The following is a 21,767-nucleotide window of genomic DNA, read 5'->3' as shown; positions in this document are numbered from 1 at the left end:
GGCTTCCGAGAAAAATACGCGACGCTTGTGCGAACGCAGCTACCCCGAGAGCATCCCCGCCAGGACCCGACGATTCTCAGCCTGCCGTTACCTGCGAGTCACCCAAGGACACGATGGCATGTCGTGGCTCAACTTGTATGCGCCAGCTCCAACAGTCGAAGGACTCTGGGATCAATGCACCTTCACAACTCAAGCTGCACAGGGTCCCCATGAAGACCGGACGCTGACGCAGCTACCAATACTTTGTCGCCAAAAACTTCAAGGCAGCAGGTTCAGCCGGATGATGGCGGGAATGGCAGAGCTGGCCCGCACGCGCAACGACCCAAAGAATTTGCGCAACGATGCAGAGTCCCCACCCGCTCATGATGGCCCAATTCCAGACACTGATCAGGGCTGGTACCGCCTGTCGGCAGAAGAAATCTCTGTCTTTGACGATCCGAACTACCAAGATTCTTGGTTCAAAGACCCTGATATTCGGAACCATCCCGACTGGCATCCAGCTGCTAGTCCGCCACACTTCACCTCGGCCCCACCTTCCAAAGGGGCCACTGGGCCTGAAGCGAACGGAACAGACCCTGCGTGGCCACCCATGCCACAAGTGACTCATGTGCTCCTAGTTCCTAGGTACCCCATGCTGGGTGCCACCAATGAGCCTGTTTGGCTGGAAGGCTCCGGACCTTTCAGCATGGAAGTTGCTGTGAATCCGATGTCCGAATCCTCAAGCATCTACCGGATACTGGTGGATCCCATCACCAACCAGCCACTGGACAGCGCTCCGCAGCATTACAGGGTCACTCAGGCCATGCGGACCATGCTGCGTATTCGCGCTGAATACTGCCAGTTCCCTGGCAGCAATGCCAGGGCTTGTTCCTCCGATGTGGACCACATCATGAGGTTTGTCAGTGGCGGGCGGACCAACGTCGGCAACCTCTATTCACTAATGCCGACGCCACCACCTCCTCAAGCACTTCAAGGACAAGATGACTCGTGACGGCCAGTATCGCAGCGATCAGTCACCCGGACGCAGCGCCGTGAAGGTGCTGAGCTGGACACCTGCCATGACGGACAACAGCATTGCCTGGATCCCGCCATCTGGCAGGTACTGGCCGCCCAAACCCAGTGACAGGCAACCACCCGTCTACACCAAGTGGCTGCGCAAATTCATCGAGCGTTGTTTTTGGATTCAGTACATGCAGTCTCATCTAGAGATGGATAGCGCCACAGCACCGCGCCATGTCAGCTCCGAGTCGGTGGAACAGTGGGATGATGACAACTTTCTAGAGCCACCCGCTGGCATGTTCACCAGCGATGAGGATGAAGAGATTATCACGCAGATTGCGGTTGAAAACTATCTACTTGAACATACCTCGGATGATCTAGGGGAACACTAGCACCAGACCCTCCGCTCGATCCCCGCAGGGCTTCCCTGGTACGTTATCCCCCATCAGCACATCGATTCGTTCGTTCATGTTTCACGTGGAACATCCGGTCATCAATCTTAGATTCTGGTCATCAAAGCCGAGGGTCAACACGATCTGACTCCAGCGCCAACACCCCAAAGACTGCCTGATGAACTCTCCATAGGGGCTCACCAGCAACCAACCGATCCAATGCCTCGATGCCCAGCGCATACTCTCGTAGCGCCAGTGATCTTTTCAGGGCTAGGTTTCTGTCTTTCAGTCTCATCAGGTTATGGGGGTCCGTGTAGTCAGGACCGTAGACCATGCGCAGGTACTCGCGTCCCCGAACCTTAATACCAGGTTGCACAAGATCTTTGCCGCCGCGAGATTTTCCAGACCTAAGCGCAAGGTTCTTCAGCGGTTTCACTACCATCCCCTCACCACCATCAGCTGTCAGTTCCTGCCACCACTTCACTCCTGCAGAGGTGGAATCCTTGCTGCCCGTGCTGATCACGATGTGTCGGGTCGGACGGATAAGTACCGGGTCAGCCTTCACGAGCTTGTCCACCAGATCAAGATGCCACGTGTGGTCCCGCCCAGAATGTACCGCCCCTTCAGATGCCAACACTTGAAAAGGAGCAAGTTGTACGCCTTCCGGTCCAATGGTGGGTGCGGTGTAGTTTTGATAAGCAGCGATGTAGGCAGCCGCATTCTCTTGACGGGATCGAATTCTACGGAGTAGCGCAGCAACGTCAGCGCCAGAATCAAGTGCCTGCTCTAGGGCTACTACGGCGTCATCCAGACCGCTGGTGGCGCTGGCACCCACAGCGGCGTACTGGCCACGTATCATATCGTCCGCTTTGAATGACCATGGAAGAAGTTCTGCGTCCAACAAGATCCAGTCAGTTGCCAGCTCCTCCCAGAGACCAGCCTCTTCCACCGCGGCATCGATTCGGCTCAGAAACTCATCAGTTGTCTTCTGTTCAAAGAATGGTCTACCTGTCCTCGTGTACACGGTGCCGCGCCACCCAGGAAGTGCATCGAATTTCACTGGATTGCGAGTTAGCAGCACCACGGCCCGGGAACCCATGTGCTTCTCTTCGCAGATGACAGCCTCAACCCCAACCTTGTTGTACGACTCAAAGGCCTCAGCTGGATGCTCCAGATGGTCAGGTAGTTTCGATGTAGCTACCGGGCTCATGGTGGGTGGCAAATATGGCATCCAGCGTGGATCCGTCGCCCAACGGCTCATGACCTCAAGTGCGCCGGCTGCTTGCTCTTGTCGAATGCTGACGCGTCCATGGATGCTGGTTTGGATCGTCTGCTTTCCAAGAATGTCACTCATCTTGAGCATGCCGTCGGTACGCTCACCGGGATCCTGGGCAGCGCCTCCCCCAGGAGGCACAGAGCCAGATTGCTTCGCAGCGTGTGCAGGAGTCAGTGGCTTGGCGGGTGGGAACCACATCTTCTCGGCAGGCACCTGTACAACTTCCCTTTCGGGATAACGCAACGCAGTTAGCTTCCCGCCAAAGACGCACCCGGTATCCAAGCACATAGTCCCGTTGACCCACTCAGCTTCCAGTGTCGGGGTGTGTCCATAGAGAACAGCAGCCTCGCCTCTGTAGTCATTGGCCCAGGCATACCGGACAGGAAGTCCATACTCGTCAGTTTCTCCCGTAGTGTCCCCATACAGAGCGAAGGCTCTGACTCGCGCTGAAGCTCGCCCCTGATAGGCCTCGATCATGCCTGCATGTGCCACCACCAATCGTCCTTGGTCCAAGACCAAGTGCGAAACCAATCCACGGCAGAAGTTCTTGACCTCGAGCCTGAACTCTTCAGGCTCTGTAGCCAATTGAGCCAGAGTCTGTGCTAGGCCATGGGACGTTTGAACCTTCTTCCCGTCCAAGGCCTTAACGAGCTTGTCCTCATGGTTCCCGGGAACCGCTCTCGCATTTCCCTGCGCCACCATTCCCATGACCAGCCGGAGGACACTTGGGCTATCAGGTCCCCTATCTACGAGGTCTCCAACGAAGATCGCTTTCCGTCTCTGGGGATGCTCTGCGCCAAGTACTCGCCCCTGTCCATCTCGAGTGAGTCGGTAGCCCAACTTCTCTAGGAGCGTGCACAGTTCGCTTAAACACCCATGGACATCTCCGATGACGTCGAAGGGTCCCTCATCAAACCGGAAATCGTTGAGCAGCGGTTCCCGGCGAATACTAGCCTTCTCCGTGGCCTCGACAGATTCCAAAGTATGAATCTTCCTGAAGCCCTCTCTACCAAGGCCTTTTAGTGAACGTCGCAATTGTTCGTGCTGGCGCTTGATGATGTGGTGATCCAAGGTTCGGTCGGTTCTACTGTCGTTGCGTTCAAGACTGACAGACAAGGGCACATCAAGAACTATGGCCACAGGCAGCACGTCGTGGGCCTTGGCCAGTGCCACCAATTGTCGCCGCGCATCCGCTTGGACGCTTGTAGCATCTATCACGGTCAGGAGCCCTGCATCGAGACGCTTGCCAGCGACGAAATTCAGTGATTCAAATGCTGCCTTGGTTGCACCTTGGTCATTCATGTCATTGGAGACCATCCCCCGGAAGAAGTCACTGCTAAGCGTTTCGAATGTTCCAAAGTTATTGGCTGCAAATGTGGATTTTCCGGAGCCGCTTGGTCCGATCAACACCACTAGGCAGAGCTCCGGGATTGCTAATTCACTCATAATCATGCCCTCTTAAAGATTGCCATCTGTGTTGGTGCACCAAGGAGCTCATCAGCATCTCCGATGCTTCGACGTTCAGCCCTATAACCGTAAGTTGAAGCTATGCTCACTATCCATTGATCGAATTCGGCTCGGCTCCATTCAAATCTGTGGTCTGGGTGCCGGAAGGAACCTGACGGAAGCTGTGGGTACAAGGAGTTAAACTCGGCATTGGGTGTGGTCACCACGACGGCCTTTGGTTTTGCGTACCCGAAAACAGAACTCTCCAATGCAGCTAGTCGCTCTGGCTCAATGTGTTCCACTACTTCCATGAGGACAACTGCGTCATAGTCCCTCAATCTGTCATCCAGATAAGTGGCAGAGGACTGCAGCAGACGTACTCGTTCCCTTTGCCTATCGCTAAGCTCGCGTAACCTTAGCCGTTCTTCGGCCCTGTTGAGCATGTGCGGCGATACATCAGTACCAACAATCGAGGAGAACGTTGGGTCGGAGAATAGCTTCTGCAACAAGGCACCTTCGCCACAGCCCATGTCAACAACTCTTCTGGTACCAAGCTCATGGAGTGCCGTCAGGACAGCCTCGAGCCTCAGACTACGCAGGGCTTTCCTTGCCGGTACCAACTGGGCAGCGTCACCGGTGTCACTTCCGTCTTCTTCGTCATGAAAAGCTACTTTTTCAGTCATGTTCCTCTGATGCGCCAGATATCGTTGAATGATCATTGCCCGCTGCGGATGCGTCTCCAACCAGCCAGCACCGGCCCGCATGAGTTTCCCAACTTCAGCATCGGAGACCCAATAGTGTTTGGCATCCTCCATGACGGGCAACAGTAGATATATCTGTCGTAGTGCATCGTTGAGCAGCATCGTGCCGGTCAACGTGATTTTCACGTATGAGGAGTCCCCCCAGGTGGGAAATTTTGAGTCGTAAGGGATAGGTACTTCATTGACGTTCCATCCAAGCGGCTCAAAGAGACTCGTGGCGAACCCTGGCGCACCCATGACAGGAACGGATGAGAGTTGAATGACCAACTCCAGAGGGCTAGCGGCGAGTTCAGGACGCTCGTTGCATCGTCCACTCATGGCGGTGCTGAAAACCTTCCCCAAGGCAACGGACATGAGAGACGAGGACACATATGGCCTGTCATTAATGTAGTGATCTAACGAGTCCCGCGTTCCCATGCGAATGTGTTTGTTGCGCACCAAGTCAATCGCGTCTACTTCCAGAAGTAGCGCTGCCGTACACCGTTCGGCTGTGACCTCGGGGTAGAAGACGGTGGCTACCCCCACGTTGAGCTCGAAGGGCTGAACTTTACCGGGGTTTTTGTGGAGCAGATAGCCCAGATCGCTCGCGTTCGGACCGGTGTAAGTAATCGTGACGAGCAAGTTACCCCCAAGTAGTTGCGTTGTTCGACTCACCCTACATCTACGCAATCCTTGGCGCAGTTCATTACAGGGACGTCGGACTAGTAGCTATCCTCACTGACAATGCTCCGTTCCACGTGAAACATTCAGTTGGTGGGTGGCGTGACTAGCTGCAGACAGCATCTAAGCCGGCCAGCATCCCTGCGCTTCCGCGGACGCCCGACGGGCGAGCTACTCAAGGCACCACGACACCGAACGGCAGGACGGTCCGTTTCACGTGAAACCACCGTTAGCTGCACTGACAGAGTCCCTGAAAGTAGAAGCCCGAGAGGTGCTATCTACCTCGGACTCGGGACCTAAGGCTGGTGACCCAAGACCGCCCCCTAGCGAAACCCGAGGAGCCGCGCATCACTCTCCCCTGAGCTGCATGAGGGAAACAGTCCCCAGGTCCAGCTGGATCCTGGCACGATCAGACATGCAGAGCCGCGCCATGTCATTGACGGGTTGCGGTGTCATTTCCGGGTTCTGCATTCAACGAGTCTGCGTGTCCCCACATCGGCACACGCAGGTGCCGCTAGCCTGCAAAGGGCAATCCTGCGAATTGACGAAACCACACACTTCGTGTCCTCCTACGCGGCTAAGGCCCATAGAGGTCGCCCTCAGATGCCATGAAGTCCGGCGGCAGCCATCAGGGCGTCCCTGAGGCGTCACGGCAGGCATTCCCGCCAGGGATGCCACGCAGCCCCTACTGAGGCTCTAAGATCGCCTCCAAGGCGGCTCCCATCAGCTCCCGCGCGGCCACTAGACTCCCCCTTTACCTTAGGAACCATAGCAGGTGGGCTCTATTGCATCATTAGGTGATTCGGTACCCACAAGTCCCACACGCAGAATTCATTATTTCACCCGAGAGTGCGTGCAACCGCAAGAGGGCTCGTCAAGTGAAACCCCGCAAACAGCCAAAGCCGTCTCCGGCGCGTCTGCCACGCTGACAGCTGCTGGCAGGACGATGAGCCGTGGAGGATTCGATGAGTCAGCGTAGAGCACTCACTGAGACCACCGACCTCCGGTACGCCCGTCCTGATAGGGACGCCAAGAGGGCCATTTTGGATAAGTTGTGCACATTGACTCGCACTGGCATCGCTGCCACGCGTGCAAGGCACTGCGGCTGGCCTTGGCACTGAGCTTTTTGAGGCCACGTCGTGCCCGGCCACAATGCGGGCATTACACGGAAGGCTTCTGCTTCACCCTTGATGTCACTGACACTGCCACGGGGTGGACCGAGTCGCTGCCGATGATGAGCAAAGCCCAGAGATACATGTTCGAAGCCACCAGGGACGCGACCGAGGCCTTGCTGTGTTCGATCCATTTCCTCGAGAGTGACAATGCCAGCGAATTCATCAACTGGGAGCTTCAACGCCCGCTGACGAACCACTTCAACCCCCAGCGCAGAATCCTCAAGAAGATCCGTTCGCGAGCCAAGACCATCGTGACGTATGAGCTGCCGGCCATCCCATACCAACGAGTCCTAACGGACATTGGGAACTTGAAGAGCACCGTCTAGACGAAATGGGCCACAAGGAACAGTCCCGTGACTGCGGCAGTCTTCCAACACTTGGTCCAAGGCGTCGCCAGCGAACTGCTGCCACTGACAACAGCAAGCAAGGCCCAATGAACCAGCCACCCCTGCGGGCATCATCAAATGACTCCACGAGAAAAACTGCGCGGCAAGCTTGTCGCGATTCCCCCGGCATGTCTTGACACCGCTCACGCACGACGGCTTTACTGACGTTTCGCGTTTCACGTGAAACATCACTCAACTCTAATGAGTCCGACGAATTGCGATGCACTCGAAGGCCATCTCGCGGCAGTGCGCCTCAAAAAATGAATCCTTAGGATCAATCCAGGAGAACCGCCTTAAACGCGAGAGCGGCGGTGTTTCACGTGAAACACCGCCGCTCTCATTAAAGCTACTAACTACCGCCAGGGCTCAAAACATCCATGATGCGGTTGAGGTCTTCGACAGATGCAAACTCGATACTGACCTTTCCCTTACGAGCGCCCAAAGAAATCTTGACATTCGTGTCGAGCCTGTCAGCCAGTGACGTGGCCAGGAAATCCAGGCGTTCATGACGTGGGCTCGGATTCTTTCCAGTCGCCTTCTTGCCGTCAAGCGGAGCATGGTGAAGCTGAACAGCCTCCTCCGTGGCCCTGACGGACATCCCCTCAGCCACGATCTTCTGCGCAAGGTTCTCCATGGCCACCGCATCAGGCAATGCCAGCAATGCGCGTGCGTGACCGGCTGATAAGACTCCGGCTGCCACCCGACGCTGAACCACCGGAGGAAGCTTCAATAACCGCAGAGTATTAGAAACCTGAGGCCTTGAGCGGCCAATTCGGTCCGCCAACTGTTCGTGAGTGGTGCCGAAATCCTCCAGCAACTGCTGGTAAGCAGCCGCTTCTTCGAGAGGATTGAGCTGGCTGCGGTGCAAGTTCTCGAGCAACGCGTCACGGAGCAGATTGTCATCGGTAGTTTCCCTGACAATGACAGGGATCGTCGCCAAACCAGCGGCCTGACTTGCTCGCCAACGACGCTCACCCATGACCAATTCGTAAGGCTGATCACCCTGTTCCGTGGATTTACGGACCACGATGGGCTGCAGAACACCAATTTCACGGACTGAATGAACAAGTTCAGCCATATCGTCTTCATCAAAGACAGAACGTGGCTGCTTACGGTTGGGATGGATCTCGCCTACCGGCAACTCCATAAATGTTGCGCCTGGAACTTCCACAAGTTCTGGCTGCTCAGCAACAGCAGGTTTCTTCGTTGCCCTGCTGGGAGTTGTCGCTGTTTTACGACTCTTAGGCTCCGGGAAGAACAGGTCCACGGGGCGTGTGGGCTGTGAAGACCCTGTCTCATCGCCAGAAGAGTTCGGGATCAGGGCTCCTAATCCACGGCCAAGACCCCTGCGCTTGTCAGTCATTGAGACATCCTCCGTTGAATGAAACCCGAGTTGTGTGGTTTCTGATGAATTTCATAGTGAATTGCAACGATTCTAGCTGAACAATCGTTTTAAACCGTGGACCGTTCGGCCAGTTCAGCAGCTGCCTCGAGATATGACAACGCCCCAGTCGAAGAGGGATCGTAGGTCATGACTGTCTGCTGGTAGCTGGGAGCCTCGGAGATTCGAACGGAACGCGGAATCATGGCTTGTAGAACCTGCTCGGGAAAGTGCTCACGCACATCTGCCGCTACGTGGGCGGCCAGATTGGTGCGTCCGTCATACATCGTCAGCAGAATAGTGGAGACCACCAAATCTGAATTCAAGTGCTTCTGGATCATTTCAATGTTCTTCAGGAGCTGGCTCAAACCTTCCAGTGCATAGTACTCACACTGGATGGGGATCATGACCTCATTGGCTGCACAGAACGCATTGACTGTCAGTAGTCCAAGGCTTGGCGGGCAGTCGATAAATATGAAATCAAGTCGTGCCTCACCATTCTTGGCGCGGAATTTCACATACTCGTCAATGGCTCGACGCAGCCGCTGTTCACGGGCAACCAGGGAGACCAATTCAATCTCCGCGCCGGCAAGGTGGATAGTTGCTGGCGCGCAGTACAAATTGGCAATGTCAGGGCACTGTGCCACCACATCGGCCATGGGGACGTCATTGATGAGGACATCATAGATACTGTCAACATCGGCATGATGCGGGACGCCCAGCGCCGTGGAAGCGTTACCTTGTGGGTCGTTGTCGATCACGAGCACTTGCAGACCCGCTGACGCTAGGGCTGCGGCAATATTGACGGTGGTTGTGGTCTTGCCCACTCCACCCTTTTGATTGGCAACAGTCAGGATACGCGTCGCTACCGGGCGGGGAAGTTTCCGTCCTAGCAGCCGCTCACGTCGCCTGGTCTCACTGACCAGCTGGCTGGCAATAGGGCTATTGTCATCGAAGGCATCATCCATTGGACTCAATGCATCCGCCTTTGTTTCACGTGAAACAGTTGAATTGACGCTGTGTGAGCGTTTATCAATCGAATTAGATTGATTTGAGGCATTAGAACGTGCCGACCCCAATGTCATGAACGGAGGGATCCGTTGCGAAGCTGCTTCGCTACTGGTCACGCTGACACTCTCACTTTCCTGTGGCGATGTTTGCCAACCTCTAGCCTATCGGTTCCAACCCACTGGCGTGGGAATCAGCGGCGCTTGACCTTCACACGAACCACCGTTGTGGGTTCTTCCAGGACATCCTGGCCGGCAATCACGATTGATGTTTCGTAGCCACCCAAATTCCTGATCGTCTTACCTGCTGTGGCAATCTCCTCTTCGGCGCTGCGGCCCTTGATTGCCAAAAGCTCACCCTGGCCCCCCAAAAGCGGAATCGTCAAGGGAGCCAACGTCTTCAGGGCAGAGACAGCCCGCGCGGTGACAACTGTGCATTCGACTTTTCCAATTGCAGCCTCTGCACGCGAACGGATGATCTCAACATTGGAAAGACCTAAGTCCATGACTACCTCTTCGAGCCAGACCACGCGTCGCTCCAACGGCTCAATGAGTGTTAGGTATAGATCGGGACGAGCGATGGCCAGGCAGAGGCCCGGGAGGCCAGCTCCGCTGCCCACATCGGCGACCTTTGCGCCGTCGTCAATCAACTCAGCTACAACGGCACAGTTGAGGACGTGCCGGCTCCACAGGCGGGGTACTTCTCGAGGACCGATCAGCCCGCGCTCAATGCCCGATGTTGCCAAGTGCTCAACATAGCGCTTGGCAAGGTCCAACTGACCGCCGAAAATGCGCTCAGCTGCAACTGCTTCTTGTGCCGTAAGTTCCACCACTATTGTGTCCTTATAAAATTTAGGTCCCGGCTGCTCCCCTGAGGCAGCGGCCGGGACCGTTTAGTAACTCTTGAAAAAATGCTGCTTACTCCGCAGCGCTCACCACAATGTGGCGGCGAGGGCCTTCGCCCTCGGATTCGGATTCCAGACCCAGTTCGGCAATGGCGTCGTGCACAATCTTGCGCTCATATGCCCCCATGGGATCCAGCGCCACTGACTCCTGACCATCCTTGATCAAATCTGCCGCATCCTGGGCAATCTTGGCCAACTCAATGTTCCGGCGGCCTCGGTATCCCGAGATATCCAGGACCAGCCGGGACCTATTTTCCGTGGCAGAAAGGACACTCAGACGCGTCAGTTCCTGCAATGCGTCAAGAACTTCGCCGTCCTGTCCTACAAGGCTAGCCAGAGAATCGCCCTCTTCATCAGCAACGATGGAGATGTAAGTGCGGCCGTTGCGAACCTCAATGTCGATATCACCATCGATATCGGCGATGTCCAGAAGCTCTTCGAGGTAGTCGGCAGCAATGTCGCCTTCCTCTTCCACTCGACTGGCTCCGGTCTCCACCGGAGCGGTTGCTTCCTCAGGGACAAGCTGCGTTTCTTCAGGCATTATTTCTTCTTCCTGTTTTTGCGTTGTGGCTGGTTCCGCTGGCCCTTGAGCTCAGGAGTCTCCTCAACGACTTCCGCTTCAACCTTCTTCTTCGAGACACCCAGCAGAGGCAGGCCCTTGGCCTCGCGACGCTTCTGGTATTCCTTGTACGCGGGTGACCCGGGGGTGGGCATACGGCGGATAACGAAGAACTGCTGACCCATGGTCCACAGGTTGGTGGTGGTCCAGTAGATGAGAACACCGATGGGGAAGTTGATGCCACCAATACCGAAGACAAGCGGCAGTACATAGAGCATCATCTTCTGCTGCTTCATGAACGGGCCCTGCATGGCCTCTTCAGACATGTTCTTGGACATGATCTGCTTCTGCGTGATGAACTGCGACGCGATCATGGCCAGGATCATGACAATCGAGAGTATTGCGATGGCAGGCGTCAGGTTGCCACCCTGGAAGGAAGGCAGCAGGGCGTCGGAAAGGCGTGCACCGAAGATGGTGGCCTCGTCGAACTGAACCACCTGGTCGTGGGTCATGGCCCCGATGCCCTTGCTCTCGGCATTGGCCTTGGCCACACCGGAAAGCACCTGGAACAGGGAGAAGAAGAAGGGCATCTGGATCAGCATGGGCAAGCATGCGGAGAACGGGTTGGTGCCGTGCTCCTTGTACAGTGCCATCTGTTCCTGGCCCATGGCCTGACGGGACAGCTGGTCGGTCTTACCCTTGTACTTAGCCTGCAGCTTCTTCATATCCGGCTGCAGTGCCTGCATACCGCGCTGGGCCTTGATCTGCTTCACAAAGACAGGAATCAATGCAGCGCGAATAACCAACACCAGGCCAATGATCGCCAGTGTCCAGGTAACGCCTGAGGCGCCATCCATGCCTAGGAACGTCAGCCCGTCATGGAACGCGACCATGATCCATGAGACGACCCATTTGAAGGGGAACAGAATTGTTTCGAAGAAGCCCATAGTTCTTTATCTATCTCCTCAAGCCGCGTTGCGACTTTGCGTTTCCTGTTGCTTGGCCAGAAATACATCCGGGTGGTTCAGCTGGACAATCATGGGCACCGTGGCTGGGTCGTCCCAGTCTACGACCGCAGGCGAAGGAACCGGGTCCAACCCGCCCGCATTCCAAGGGTGACACCGTACGATCCGCCTCAGCGAAAACCACGTACCTTTGACGGCGCCGTGAACAGTCACAGCTTCCAAGGCATAGGCCGAACATGACGGAAAAAACCGGCACACCTGCCCATAAATGGGTGAGATGGCGCGCCGGTATAATTTCAAAACGATTATAAGAATATTTCGGGGAACATGCCACACGAAGCGCACGACGGCGGCTAGCCACCTGGGCACGCCGCTTCGAGTTTGTGAACGGGTCACAAAGCATCTTCTCCTTTCGACTCATGGTGCCTTGTCAACTGTGGGTGTTGAAATTAATGGCGAAGAGCCCGCCGCCTTCTCCCGTAAACGGGTCGAGGCAGTGGAAAATGCTTTTCGATAGTCCATGACTAGGTCACTGAAGGAAGCCTGCGCGGACACGGGCAAAGCCCGCACTACTACATTGACTCCCTGCGGATACGCCTTAATTGTCTCAACAACAATTTCCCTCAGTCTCCTTTTAACGAGATTGCGGGTCACAGCGTTCCCCACAGTCTTCGCCACGATGAACCCAATTTGGCTGGGCTCAGCGTCAGAAGTGGACACCATATATAACACTACGTTCCGGCGTCCATTTCGGACGCCGGAACGTACAGTATTTGAGAAGTTGGCGGAAGTCCGCATTCTATTCTTGGTGGCTAGCACCTGCGATCAACCGCTACTTCACTAAGGCTCGACGAATCGTCAAGCAGTTATTGTTTAGGCCGACAGCTCTACGCGACCCTTGCCACGGCGGGCGGCCAGAATGGCGCGGCCGGCGCGGGTGCGCATACGAAGGCGGAAGCCGTGCTTCTTGGCACGACGGCGGTTGTTCGGCTGAAAAGTCCGCTTGCTCACGGTAGTTACTCCAAGACAATCAAAGATGCGCCTTGCCCGTAGCTAACAGGTAAGAAAGGGGTCGACGCTAAGTAAATGGATGCCTGCTCGATTCACTCCTCCGTTATAGAGAAGCGCACGCCGAAGCGCAAAACAGACACATGGGACTTCACAACGTTAGGTCACAGGAAGGCCGCCAGTCAAACCGGGGCATTGGACCCGCCACCTCAAATGCGTCGATTCGACCTCAGATTGGCTCCGGGAGGCCCAAAACGGCCCATCCACGGGTTCATCCACAGCTGTGCATAACTAGGTGGACAACTTCTGTGGATGAGACGCTGAAGACTACACCGCTGTGATATTTATCCACAAGCACTTTTCTTAGCTATCTTCTAGCGTATCCATCCTCTAGGCTAGGCCCGTGGCAAGTTATCCACCGATGTGGATAACTCTGTGGATTACTTCGTTTTGGAGCATCTGCGCAGGTCAAAATTTTCCTTTGATGTGTGTAACAGACGTCACGCGCAATGTGTGTGTGAATTAAGAGATTTCTGGCCCAACGGCCGGCAGTAAGGATGGAAAGGTCCATGAGCACTGAGGACATCAACGACGTAGGCAGTTCCTGGCGGCGAGTCATTCGGATTCTTGAACAGGACGAACGGGTTTCACCCCGTCAACGTGGTTTTGTGGTTCTCACCCAGCCTCAGGGACTGATTGGCAATACCTTGTTGGTTGCTGTGCCCAACGAACTCACCCGCGAGGTACTTCAAAACCAGCTGCACACTGCCTTGAGCAATGCTCTGTCTCAGGTTTTTTCCGAGGAAATCAGTTGTGCCTTTAGCGTCAATGCTGATTTGGTACCCCCGGCCAAGGAAGAAGAGCCTGTCCCAACTCAGGCTCCGGTTCGTGCTGAGAATACTTCGCGTAGCGAACCGGTTGAACATAATTCCAGGCCTTCTCCAATGTTGCCCAGCACATCGCAGGAGTTTGGTCGGCTCAATCCCAAGTACGTCTTTGACTCCTTTGTGATTGGTGCCTCTAATCGTTTTGCACACGCAGCGGCTGTTGCCGTGGCTGAAGCACCGGCAAAGGCCTACAATCCGCTGTTTATTTACGGTGATTCGGGCCTGGGTAAGACCCACCTGCTGCATGCCATCGGCCACTATGCGCGGCGTCTGTACACCGGTATCCGGGTCCGTTACGTAAATTCCGAGGAATTTACCAATGACTTCATCAACTCCATTCGTGATGACGAAGGTGCCAGCTTCAAGCAGCTGTACCGCAACGTGGACATCCTCTTGATTGATGACATTCAGTTTTTGGCCAACAAGGACGCCACCCAAGAAGAGTTTTTCCATACGTTCAATGCCTTGCACAACCACAACAAGCAGGTAGTCATTACCTCTGACTTGCCTCCCAAGCGTCTGCAAGGTTTCGAAGAGCGCATGCGTTCACGTTTTGAGTGGGGCTTGCTCACTGACGTCCAGCCACCAGAACTTGAGACTCGCATCGCTATTTTGCGCAAGAAGGCCATTGGCGAAGGACTCTCAGCTCCTGACGATGCGCTGGAATACATTGCCTCTAAGATCTCAACGAATATCCGGGAACTTGAAGGCGCGCTCATTCGTGTCACGGCATTTGCCAGCTTGAACCGACAGCCGGTGGATGTGGGCTTGGCCGAGCTGGTCCTGAAGGATCTGATCACTGACGACGGCGCTCAGGAAATCACCTCGACAGCGATCCTTGGCCAGACAGCCGCCTACTTCAATATCTCGCTGGAGGAGTTGTGCAGCAAGTCCCGGACCAGGACCCTTGTTACAGCCCGCCAGATTGCTATGTACCTCTGCCGTGAGCTGACAGATATGTCGTTGCCGAAAATTGGGCAGGAATTCGGCGGCCGGGACCACACCACAGTGATCCACGCTGACAGGAAGATCCGCGAGTTGATGGCCGAGCGCCGTGCCATCTACAACCAAGTCACTGAGCTGACTAACAAGATCAAACAGCAACAACGCGAGGGATGACCCGCGAAGCGGGGAAAAAATCTGAGAAATTAACAGGTGTGGATAAGCCTGTGGATTACCGGGGTACAACTGTCCCCTACCTGCGGATAACTCCACCGCAACCTGTGGATCATTAAAAGTGACAAAAAAGTTCTCCACCGTTCCCCACAGCTCAAAGCGGGGCAGCCTCACAGACTGTGCACAGCCAACATCAGCTAGACCACGTGCCGAGAGCCAGTTATCCACAGTATCCACAGGACTTATTAACACTACGAACTACAAGAATCTTTCGTTTCAAACAACATTTACCTTTTGCCCTAAACCGGCCCACACAGGGCAAGGACCAATGCCCAAATGAGCTGGCCAAGGGGCTAAGCTGTCTCAAAGCATGTAATTCAAAACAACGGTGCCGCTTCGTTCCAGGACGGCTCCGAAAGCACTCTCCAAATTTTGTAAACCTTGAAAGGCGGCACCCTTCCGTGAAGTTCCGAGTCGAACGGGATGTTCTGACTGAAGCAGTCAGCTGGGCCGCACGATCCTTGTCCCCCAGGCCTCCTGTCCCCGTCCTCTCTGGACTGTTACTGAAAGCTGAAGCAGGAACCCTGAGCCTGGCCAGTTTTGACTACGAAATCTCAGCACGTCTGCAAATCCCTGCAGACATCTCCGAAGAGGGCACCATTCTGGTTTCCGGACGGTTGCTGGCTGATATCTGCCGTAGCCTTCCTGCCGCTCCTGTTGATGTTGAGACCGACGGCAATAAAGTCACTTTGACCTGCCGAAGCAGCCGTTTTCACCTCGCCACCATGCCGGTCAGCGATTATCCGGAACTTCCAGCTCTGCCAGAAGTTAGTGGAACGGTTGACGGTGAAGCTTTTGCTCAGGCCGTTTCTCAGGTGATCATTGCTTCGAGCAAGGATGACACCCTGCCGGTCCTTACCGGTGTGAAGATGGAAATCGAGGGTGATCTGATCACTCTCCTGGCAACCGACAGGTACCGGCTAGCTCTGCGTGAAGTTCGCTGGAATCCTTCCACTCCGAACATTTCCGCAGCAGCTTTGATCAAGGCGAAGACGCTCAGCGAAGTCGCCAAGACACTCGGCAGCTCAGGGAACATCAACATTGCCCTCTCAGACAACAGTGAACTCATTGGTTTTGAAAGTGGCGGACGCCGAACCACCTCATTGTTGGTTGATGGTGACTACCCCAAGATCCGTTCGCTCTTCCCTGACAGCACCCCGATCTACGCGACTGTGGAAACACATGCGTTGGCAGAGGCCGTCCGCCGAGTTTCGCTTGTTGCAGAGCGGAACACCCCGGTTCGTTTGATTTTTACCGACGGACAACTCACCTTGGATGCCGGTACCGGCGAAGATGCTCAGGCTTCAGAGAACTTGGAAGCGGCCCTGGTCGGCGATGAAATCACGGTTGCCTTCAACCCGCATTACTTGAGCGAAGGCCTCAGTGCATTCGATAGCAAGTACGTTCGTTTCTCGTTCACCTCCGCACCCAAGCCGGCCATGATCAATGCCCAGGATGAGATCGATGGCGAACGTCGCGACGAGTACCGCTACTTGGTCATGCCAGTAAGGCTGCCTTCCCAGTAATCTCAGCTGCTGCCAATCCCCACCAAAACACGGAAAAGAGAAAAACGTGCATATTGGACTTGTTGGACTAGGAAAGATGGGCTTCAACATGAGAGCCCGCCTGCGTGCAGCAGACATTGAAGTAACTGGTTATGATCGCAATCCCGAGGTCACGGATGTGGCCTCCTTGGCAGAGCTTATTGCCCATGTTCCGGCACCTCGGCTGATTTGGGTGATGGTCCCTTCAGGTGCCATCACTGAATCTGTCATCACAGATCTCTCCGAGCTGCTGGAACCCGGAGATCTGCTCGTTGATGGTGGGAACTCTCGGTTTACAGAGGATCAGAAGCACGGTGAAATGCTTGCCTCCAAGGGTATTTCCTTCATGGATGTTGGCGTTTCCGGAGGTGTCTGGGGACTAGAAAACGGCTACGGCCTCATGGCCGGAGGATCCGCCGAAGACGTTCAGCGGGCACTGCCGGTTTTGGACGTTCTTCGTCCTGAAGGTGAACGGGCAGACAGCTTTGTCCATGTGGGTGGAATTGGTGCAGGTCACTACGCCAAGATGGTTCACAACGGCATCGAGTATGGGCTGATGCAGGCCTACGCGGAAGGCTATGAACTTCTGGCAAAGAAGGACATCATTGCGGACCTGCCGGGTACGTTCCGCGCTTGGCAAAAAGGCACAGTAGTGCGCTCCTGGCTGTTGGATTTGATGGTCAAGGCGCTGGACGAAGATCCGGGGCTGGAAACCATTGACGATTATGTAGAAGATTCCGGTGAAGGTCGTTGGACAGTGGAAGAAGCCATCGCAAATGCAGTGCCGGCTCCGGCCATCACTGCTGCACTTTTTGCCAGGTTCTCTTCCCGTGAAGACAACTCCCCAGCCATGAAAATGGTTTCCGCACTGCGCCACCAGTTTGGCGGTCATGCAACAAAACCAGCCAGTCCCAGCACTGAATAACTCCGCTTTCCATGTATCTTGAACATCTTTCACTGACCGATTTCCGCAGTTACGCACAAGTTGATCTGACGTTGGCGCCTGGTGTCACGGTTCTTGTTGGCTCCAATGGTCTTGGCAAAACCAATCTGGTGGAAGCGATTGGCTATTTGGCTACGCTCTCATCTCACCGGGTGAGCCAGGATGGGCCGTTGTTGCGTTTTGGTACCGAGGTGGCACTGATTCGCGCACAGTTGGTGCGGGGCGAGCAGAAGGTTATGGTCGAGGTTGAAATCAACGCGACTCGTGCCAACCGGGCGCGCATCAATCGGGCCAATCCGGTGCGGGCGCGTGAGATTTTGGGCCTTTGCCGGACGGTACTCTTTGCTCCTGAAGATTTGGCGCTAGTCAAGGGCGATCCTGGCAATCGTCGCCGTTTTTTGGACGACCTCTTGGTGGTCCTACTGCCCAAGCATGTGGGTACCCGCAGCGACTATGACAAGGTACTGAAGCAGCGCAACGCCCTGCTGAAATCCGCACGATCCCAGCATTTTTCCCGGTCAGGAGTTTCCGAATCACATCTGGCAACTCTGGATGTGTGGGATCAACATATGGCGGTTGCGGCCGCTAAGCTACTCGAGGCAAGACTGGAACTACTCAATAGGCTGCGCCCGCATTTGGCGGAGGCTTATGCTCAGCTCACCGATGGATCCAAGGTTTTGCGGGCACTTTACCGCAGCAGTATTGATCAGCAAGTCCCAGCAGCTGATCCGGAACCTGCTTATCGAGATATGCACGACGCCGTTTCCTCCGACGCGTTCGGGGAACCTTCCGGCGGTGCTCTCCCGGAGGTGCCCGATGGGGAAGATCTCTCTTTGTATTCAGTTGAGGAATTGGCACAAAGGTACCGGGAGGAGTTGGTTGCCTCCAGAACCCGTGAACTGGAACGGGGCATGTCGCTGGTGGGTCCCCATCGCGATGAACTGGATTTGTTGTTGGGTAATGCGCCTGCACGTGGCTATGCCTCGCATGGGGAATCCTGGTCAATTGCTTTGGCGCTGCGCTTGGCGTCGTTCCATGTGTTGGATGAAGATAAGCATGTGGCAGGAAATCAGCCGATTCTGATTCTTGATGATGTTTTTGCTGAATTGGATGCCCACCGGCGCCGGAAGTTGGCGCTCATGGTGGCAGTTGCCGAGCAGGTTTTGGTGACGGCGGCGGTGGGCGAAGACATCCCCGAAGAATTGTCCGGGTCCACAGTCAAGGTCATTCCCGGCGGCGTGATTTTGTGATGAATGAGCCGTCTGCGGGATTTTCTGCAAACGATCCAACAGGGAAAAAAGGCAGCCGAGAAGCAGCCGCTCAGGACCATGCCACTGAAGTCGATGCTGCTCAGGCTGCGCTGAACCGAATGCGGACCATAGCGAAGAGTCGCGGGGAACTGCGGATTTCAAGGAATCGTCTCGGTGAGAAATCCACACCAAAAAGTAAACGCAAACCCTTCATGGACGCCAAATACGGTGGAGGAAGGGATCCTCAGGGTTTGGGGAATGTGGTCAGCCGGCTTGTCTCCGATCGAGGATGGAGTTCTCCGCTGGCAGTTGGCTCCGTGATGGCCCAGTGGGATGCTCTGGTGGGTCCAGAAATTGCGGGGCACTGTCGGCCGGAGAGTTTTGAGGCCACAACCTTGCACGTTAGATGTGACTCCACGAGCTGGGCAACACAGTTGCGGCTTCTCTCCTCTTCACTGTTGGCAAAATTTGATCAGGATCTGGGACAGGGCGTTGTCACTAAAATTATGGTTTTGGGACCTTCAGCCCCTAGTTGGCGCAAGGGTTTTCGACATGTCAAGGGTCGTGGTCCTAGAGATACCTACGGGTAGAGAACGCTGGAGTGGGAAAACTGATCAAGGCGCTGTAGGGCGTTTCAAACCCCAACGGGCGTACATCCCCTTAAAGAACGCCAAACAATTGCGTTCTAAGCCGGTTTTCTCGGCTTTCAGGGCAGGTTGAGACGTCATATGGGTCCGTTACAAGGTAGAATCGCACTATAACCGTCTCTCCGCGGCGCTGTGATAAGGTTTCAGGTTTTCGTTGGGAGCGGTATTTATCTGCCTTCAACGAGATCAAAGCACGGGCGACGCCAGTCTGCCCGTCCCCGATGTTGGCAATCGAGCTAAACAATTAAAGGGGTCGAACGCGCCTGTGACGACGAACAATTCGGATAGTGCCGTGAATCCAGAGCCGGATAGCACACAGCCAAGCGCGGAAGGGAATACCGCAACACCCTCCGTGCCGGCCGATACTAGCCACTACGACGCGAGTGACATCACTGTTTTGGAGGGCCTGGAAGCCGTCCGGAAACGTCCCGGTATGTACATTGGCTCCACAGGTCTGCGTGGTTTGCATCACCTGGTCTACGAAGTTGTTGACAACTCCGTGGATGAGGCCCTCGCCGGCTATTGTGACCACATCGATATCACTCTGACCTCCGATGGTGGAGTGCGAGTGATCGACAATGGTCGCGGCATTCCCGTGGATATTCACCCCACAGAAGGTAAGCCCACTGTTGAAGTGGTCATGACCATTTTGCATGCTGGTGGAAAATTTGGTGGTGGCGGTTACGCGGTCTCCGGCGGTCTGCACGGCGTGGGTATTTCTGTCGTTAACGCGCTCTCCCGTCAGGTTAACACCGAGATTCGCCGTCAGGGTCATGTCTGGCGCATGAGTTTTGCTGATGGTGGCAAGCCTCAGGGCACTCTGGTCAAGGGCGAAACCACCACCGAAACAGGTACCACTCAGACGTTCTACCCGGACCCCACCATCTTTGAATCGGTGGAGTTCGAATTCGAGACTCTCCGGGCCCGCTTCCAGCAGATGGCGTTCTTGAACAAGGGCCTGAAAATCTCGCTCACGGATGAGCGCACCGTGCTGGAATCACCTGATGAAGACCCGGATCTGGATGCTATTCCAGAGGGCAAAGACGTTGTAACGGGTAAGCGCGTTGTTGTTTATCAATACAAAGATGGACTGCTTGATTACGTCAAGCACCTGAACACCTCAAAGAAGTATGAGCCCGTCCACGAAGACGTGATTGCCTTTGAAACTGAGGATTCTTCACGCAGCATGGCCGTAGAAATTGCCATGCAGTGGACCACTTCCTTCTCGGAAAGCGTCCATACGTATGCCAACACCATCAACACGCATGAGGGTGGAACGCATGAGGAGGGCTTCCGTGCGGCCATGACCTCATTGATTAACCGCTACGCGCGTGAGAAGAACATCATCCGCGAAAAGGATGACAACCTCACAGGGGACGACATCCGTGAGGGCCTCACAGCCGTCATCTCCGTGAAGCTTTCGGAACCGCAGTTCGAAGGCCAGACCAAGACCAAATTGGGTAACTCCGAGGTCAAGGGATTTGTTCAGCGCGTTGTGACAGATGGTTTGGGCGACTGGCTCGAACGTAACCCCGGTCCCGCCAAGGATGTTATTCGCAAGTCCATCCAGGCTTCCATGGCTCGCCTGGCAGCTCGCAAGGCTCGGGAAAGCACTCGACGTAAGGGCCTTCTGGAATCCGGTGGCATGCCGGGCAAGCTCAAGGATTGCCAGTCCAAGGATCCGGCATTGTCGGAAATTTACATCGTGGAGGGTGACTCTGCAGGCGGCTCAGCTGTCCGCGGAAGGAACCCAACAACCCAGGCAATTCTGCCGCTGCGAGGAAAAATCCTTAACGTGGAACGTGCCCGCCTTGACCGGGCATTGGGAAATGCCGAAGTTCAGGCCATGATCACGGCTTTCGGCGCCGGCATTGGCGAGGACTTCGATGTCAACAAGGCCCGTTACCACAAGATCGTTTTGATGGCAGATGCCGACGTTGACGGCCAGCACATCACCACATTGCTGCTCACCTTGCTATTCCGCTACATGCGTCCGTTGATTGAAAGCGGATATGTGTACCTGGCCCAGCCTCCGCTATACCGCATCAAGTGGTCCAATGCGCCTCATGATTATGTGTTCAGCGATAAGGAACGCGACGCGGCCTTGGCTGCCGGAGCTGCTGCCGGGCGCCGTATCCCCAAGGACAACGGAATCCAGCGCTACAAGGGTCTCGGCGAGATGGATTACACCGAGCTGTGGGACACTACCATGGATCCCGAACACCGCACCTTGCTTCAGGTCACGATGGATGATGCGGCCGAAGTTGACCAGGTTTTCTCGACGCTTATGGGCGAAGACGTTGAATCACGACGTAACTTTATTCAGCAAAACGCCAAGGATGTCAGGTTCCTCGACATCTAGAAAGAGGTAGATATACCTCACTAGGCATAGAGAAACTT

20 protein-coding genes are annotated in these 21,767 nt (G+C 55.3%); 9 read left to right on the top strand and 11 right to left on the bottom strand.

Annotated elements, in window-relative coordinates; all coding sequences use genetic code 11:
• Positions 1-589 precede the first annotated feature (589 nt).
• Both CXQ93_RS20430 and CXQ93_RS17510 read left to right on the top strand, forming a co-directional pair.
• A complete protein-coding gene (locus CXQ93_RS20430; protein ID WP_146073250.1) occupies positions 590-991 on the top strand; it encodes an HNH endonuclease in 402 nt (133 codons plus the stop codon).
• Positions 981-1,391 carry a hypothetical protein gene (locus tag CXQ93_RS17510; RefSeq protein WP_104111701.1) on the top strand — a complete coding sequence of 137 codons (411 nt, stop codon included), beginning with the start codon at positions 981-983 and terminating at the stop codon, positions 1,389-1,391. The genes CXQ93_RS20430 and CXQ93_RS17510 overlap by 11 nt, the downstream gene beginning before the upstream one ends.
• A gap of 121 nt (positions 1,392-1,512) precedes the next feature.
• On the opposite strand, the gene CXQ93_RS17505 is transcribed toward CXQ93_RS17510, so the two are convergent.
• The 3 genes from CXQ93_RS17505 to CXQ93_RS21165 form a co-directional block, all read right to left on the bottom strand.
• A complete protein-coding gene (locus tag CXQ93_RS17505) occupies positions 1,513-4,113 on the bottom strand; it encodes a polynucleotide kinase-phosphatase (protein WP_104111748.1) in 2,601 nt (866 codons plus the stop codon).
• Positions 4,114-4,115: 2 nt separating this feature from the next.
• A complete protein-coding gene (locus CXQ93_RS17500; RefSeq protein ID WP_104111747.1) occupies positions 4,116-5,495 on the bottom strand; it encodes a 3' terminal RNA ribose 2'-O-methyltransferase Hen1 in 1,380 nt (459 codons plus the stop codon).
• Between the two features lie 387 nt (positions 5,496-5,882).
• Entirely contained in the window at positions 5,883-6,005 is a 123-nt protein-coding gene (locus tag CXQ93_RS21165) for a hypothetical protein (RefSeq protein ID WP_258069093.1), read from the bottom strand.
• 583 nt (positions 6,006-6,588) lie between these two features.
• Here CXQ93_RS21165 and CXQ93_RS17495 point away from each other — a divergent pair.
• Complete coding sequence (locus tag CXQ93_RS17495; RefSeq protein ID WP_104111700.1) at positions 6,589-7,035, top strand: hypothetical protein; 447 nt, start codon at positions 6,589-6,591, stop codon at positions 7,033-7,035.
• Positions 7,036-7,444: 409 nt separating this feature from the next.
• Here CXQ93_RS17495 and CXQ93_RS17490 read toward each other — a convergent pair whose 3' ends face one another.
• The 8 genes from CXQ93_RS17490 to rpmH all read right to left on the bottom strand — a co-directional run bounded on the left by CXQ93_RS17490 (position 7,445) and on the right by rpmH (position 12,923).
• Positions 7,445-8,458 (bottom strand): ParB/RepB/Spo0J family partition protein, encoded by a 1,014-nt coding sequence (locus CXQ93_RS17490; RefSeq protein WP_104111699.1) that lies wholly within the window; start codon positions 8,456-8,458, stop codon positions 7,445-7,447.
• Between the two features lie 89 nt (positions 8,459-8,547).
• Positions 8,548-9,603 carry a ParA family protein gene (locus tag CXQ93_RS17485; protein ID WP_308470636.1) on the bottom strand — a complete coding sequence of 352 codons (1,056 nt, stop codon included), beginning with the start codon at positions 9,601-9,603 and terminating at the stop codon, positions 8,548-8,550.
• Between the two features lie 74 nt (positions 9,604-9,677).
• Positions 9,678-10,316: a 16S rRNA (guanine(527)-N(7))-methyltransferase RsmG gene (gene rsmG / locus CXQ93_RS17480; RefSeq protein ID WP_104111698.1), complete on the bottom strand. Its 639-nt coding sequence runs from the start codon at positions 10,314-10,316 to the stop codon at positions 9,678-9,680.
• 85 nt (positions 10,317-10,401) lie between these two features.
• Positions 10,402-10,929, bottom strand: a complete 528-nt coding sequence (locus CXQ93_RS17475) for a R3H domain-containing nucleic acid-binding protein (RefSeq protein WP_104111697.1) — start codon at positions 10,927-10,929, stop codon at positions 10,402-10,404.
• Positions 10,929-11,894: a membrane protein insertase YidC gene (yidC, locus tag CXQ93_RS17470; RefSeq protein WP_104111696.1), complete on the bottom strand. Its 966-nt coding sequence runs from the start codon at positions 11,892-11,894 to the stop codon at positions 10,929-10,931. Before yidC ends, CXQ93_RS17475 begins: the two co-directional genes overlap by 1 nt.
• A gap of 18 nt (positions 11,895-11,912) precedes the next feature.
• The gene (gene yidD / locus CXQ93_RS17465) at positions 11,913-12,248 is read right to left on the bottom strand and encodes a membrane protein insertion efficiency factor YidD (protein WP_308470638.1); all 336 of its coding nucleotides are present in this window, start codon (positions 12,246-12,248) and stop codon (positions 11,913-11,915) included.
• Between the two features lie 81 nt (positions 12,249-12,329).
• On the bottom strand, positions 12,330-12,731 hold the full coding sequence (gene rnpA / locus CXQ93_RS17460; RefSeq protein ID WP_082633995.1) for a ribonuclease P protein component: 402 nt from the start codon (positions 12,729-12,731) through the stop codon (positions 12,330-12,332).
• Between the two features lie 54 nt (positions 12,732-12,785).
• Complete coding sequence (gene rpmH, locus CXQ93_RS17455) at positions 12,786-12,923, bottom strand: 50S ribosomal protein L34 (RefSeq protein ID WP_011776797.1); 138 nt, start codon at positions 12,921-12,923, stop codon at positions 12,786-12,788.
• A 566-nt stretch (positions 12,924-13,489) separates the two neighbouring features.
• On the opposite strand from rpmH, the gene dnaA reads away from it, so the two are divergent.
• The 6 genes from dnaA to gyrB all read left to right on the top strand — a co-directional run bounded on the left by dnaA (position 13,490) and on the right by gyrB (position 21,729).
• Positions 13,490-14,926, top strand: a complete 1,437-nt coding sequence (dnaA, locus tag CXQ93_RS17450) for a chromosomal replication initiator protein DnaA (protein WP_104111694.1) — start codon at positions 13,490-13,492, stop codon at positions 14,924-14,926.
• Between the two features lie 458 nt (positions 14,927-15,384).
• A complete protein-coding gene (gene dnaN, locus CXQ93_RS17445; protein WP_062286119.1) occupies positions 15,385-16,509 on the top strand; it encodes a DNA polymerase III subunit beta in 1,125 nt (374 codons plus the stop codon).
• Positions 16,510-16,555: 46 nt separating this feature from the next.
• The gene (gene gnd, locus CXQ93_RS17440) at positions 16,556-17,452 is read left to right on the top strand and encodes a phosphogluconate dehydrogenase (NAD(+)-dependent, decarboxylating) (RefSeq protein WP_104111693.1); all 897 of its coding nucleotides are present in this window, start codon (positions 16,556-16,558) and stop codon (positions 17,450-17,452) included.
• 11 nt (positions 17,453-17,463) lie between these two features.
• Positions 17,464-18,720 carry a DNA replication/repair protein RecF gene (gene recF / locus CXQ93_RS17435; RefSeq protein ID WP_104111692.1) on the top strand — a complete coding sequence of 419 codons (1,257 nt, stop codon included), beginning with the start codon at positions 17,464-17,466 and terminating at the stop codon, positions 18,718-18,720.
• Positions 18,721-18,839: 119 nt separating this feature from the next.
• On the top strand, positions 18,840-19,310 hold the full coding sequence (locus CXQ93_RS17430) for a DUF721 domain-containing protein (protein WP_373418232.1): 471 nt from the start codon (positions 18,840-18,842) through the stop codon (positions 19,308-19,310).
• A gap of 409 nt (positions 19,311-19,719) precedes the next feature.
• Positions 19,720-21,729, top strand: a complete 2,010-nt coding sequence (gene gyrB / locus CXQ93_RS17425; RefSeq protein ID WP_218712003.1) for a DNA topoisomerase (ATP-hydrolyzing) subunit B — start codon at positions 19,720-19,722, stop codon at positions 21,727-21,729.
• Positions 21,730-21,767 lie beyond the last annotated feature (38 nt).

Origin of the sequence: Arthrobacter sp. N199823, from assembly GCF_002929705.1 — a bacterium.
GTDB lineage: Bacteria > Actinomycetota > Actinomycetes > Actinomycetales > Micrococcaceae > Specibacter.
Note: the sequence above shows the minus strand (reverse complement) of the source record. Positions and strands in the feature narration are given on the sequence as shown.

Bases quoted from the DNA above. Each gene is read 5' to 3' on its own strand.
- CXQ93_RS17475 (WP_104111697.1), bottom strand. From the start codon at position 10,929: ATGCCTGAAGAAACGCAGCTTGTCCCTGAGGAAGCAACCGCTCCGGTG.
- recF (WP_104111692.1), top strand. From the start codon at position 17,464: ATGTATCTTGAACATCTTTCACTGACCGATTTCCGCAGTTACGCACAA.
- CXQ93_RS17430 (WP_373418232.1), top strand. From the start codon at position 18,840: ATGCGGACCATAGCGAAGAGTCGCGGGGAACTGCGGATTTCAAGGAAT.
- CXQ93_RS17505 (WP_104111748.1), bottom strand. From the start codon at position 4,113: ATGAGTGAATTAGCAATCCCGGAGCTCTGCCTAGTGGTGTTGATCGGA.
- CXQ93_RS17510 (WP_104111701.1), top strand. From the start codon at position 981: ATGACTCGTGACGGCCAGTATCGCAGCGATCAGTCACCCGGACGCAGC.
- CXQ93_RS20430 (WP_146073250.1), top strand. From the start codon at position 590: ATGCCACAAGTGACTCATGTGCTCCTAGTTCCTAGGTACCCCATGCTG.
- yidC (WP_104111696.1), bottom strand. From the start codon at position 11,894: ATGGGCTTCTTCGAAACAATTCTGTTCCCCTTCAAATGGGTCGTCTCA.
- CXQ93_RS21165 (WP_258069093.1), bottom strand. From the start codon at position 6,005: ATGCAGAACCCGGAAATGACACCGCAACCCGTCAATGACATGGCGCGG.
- dnaA (WP_104111694.1), top strand. From the start codon at position 13,490: ATGAGCACTGAGGACATCAACGACGTAGGCAGTTCCTGGCGGCGAGTC.
- CXQ93_RS17490 (WP_104111699.1), bottom strand. From the start codon at position 8,458: ATGACTGACAAGCGCAGGGGTCTTGGCCGTGGATTAGGAGCCCTGATC.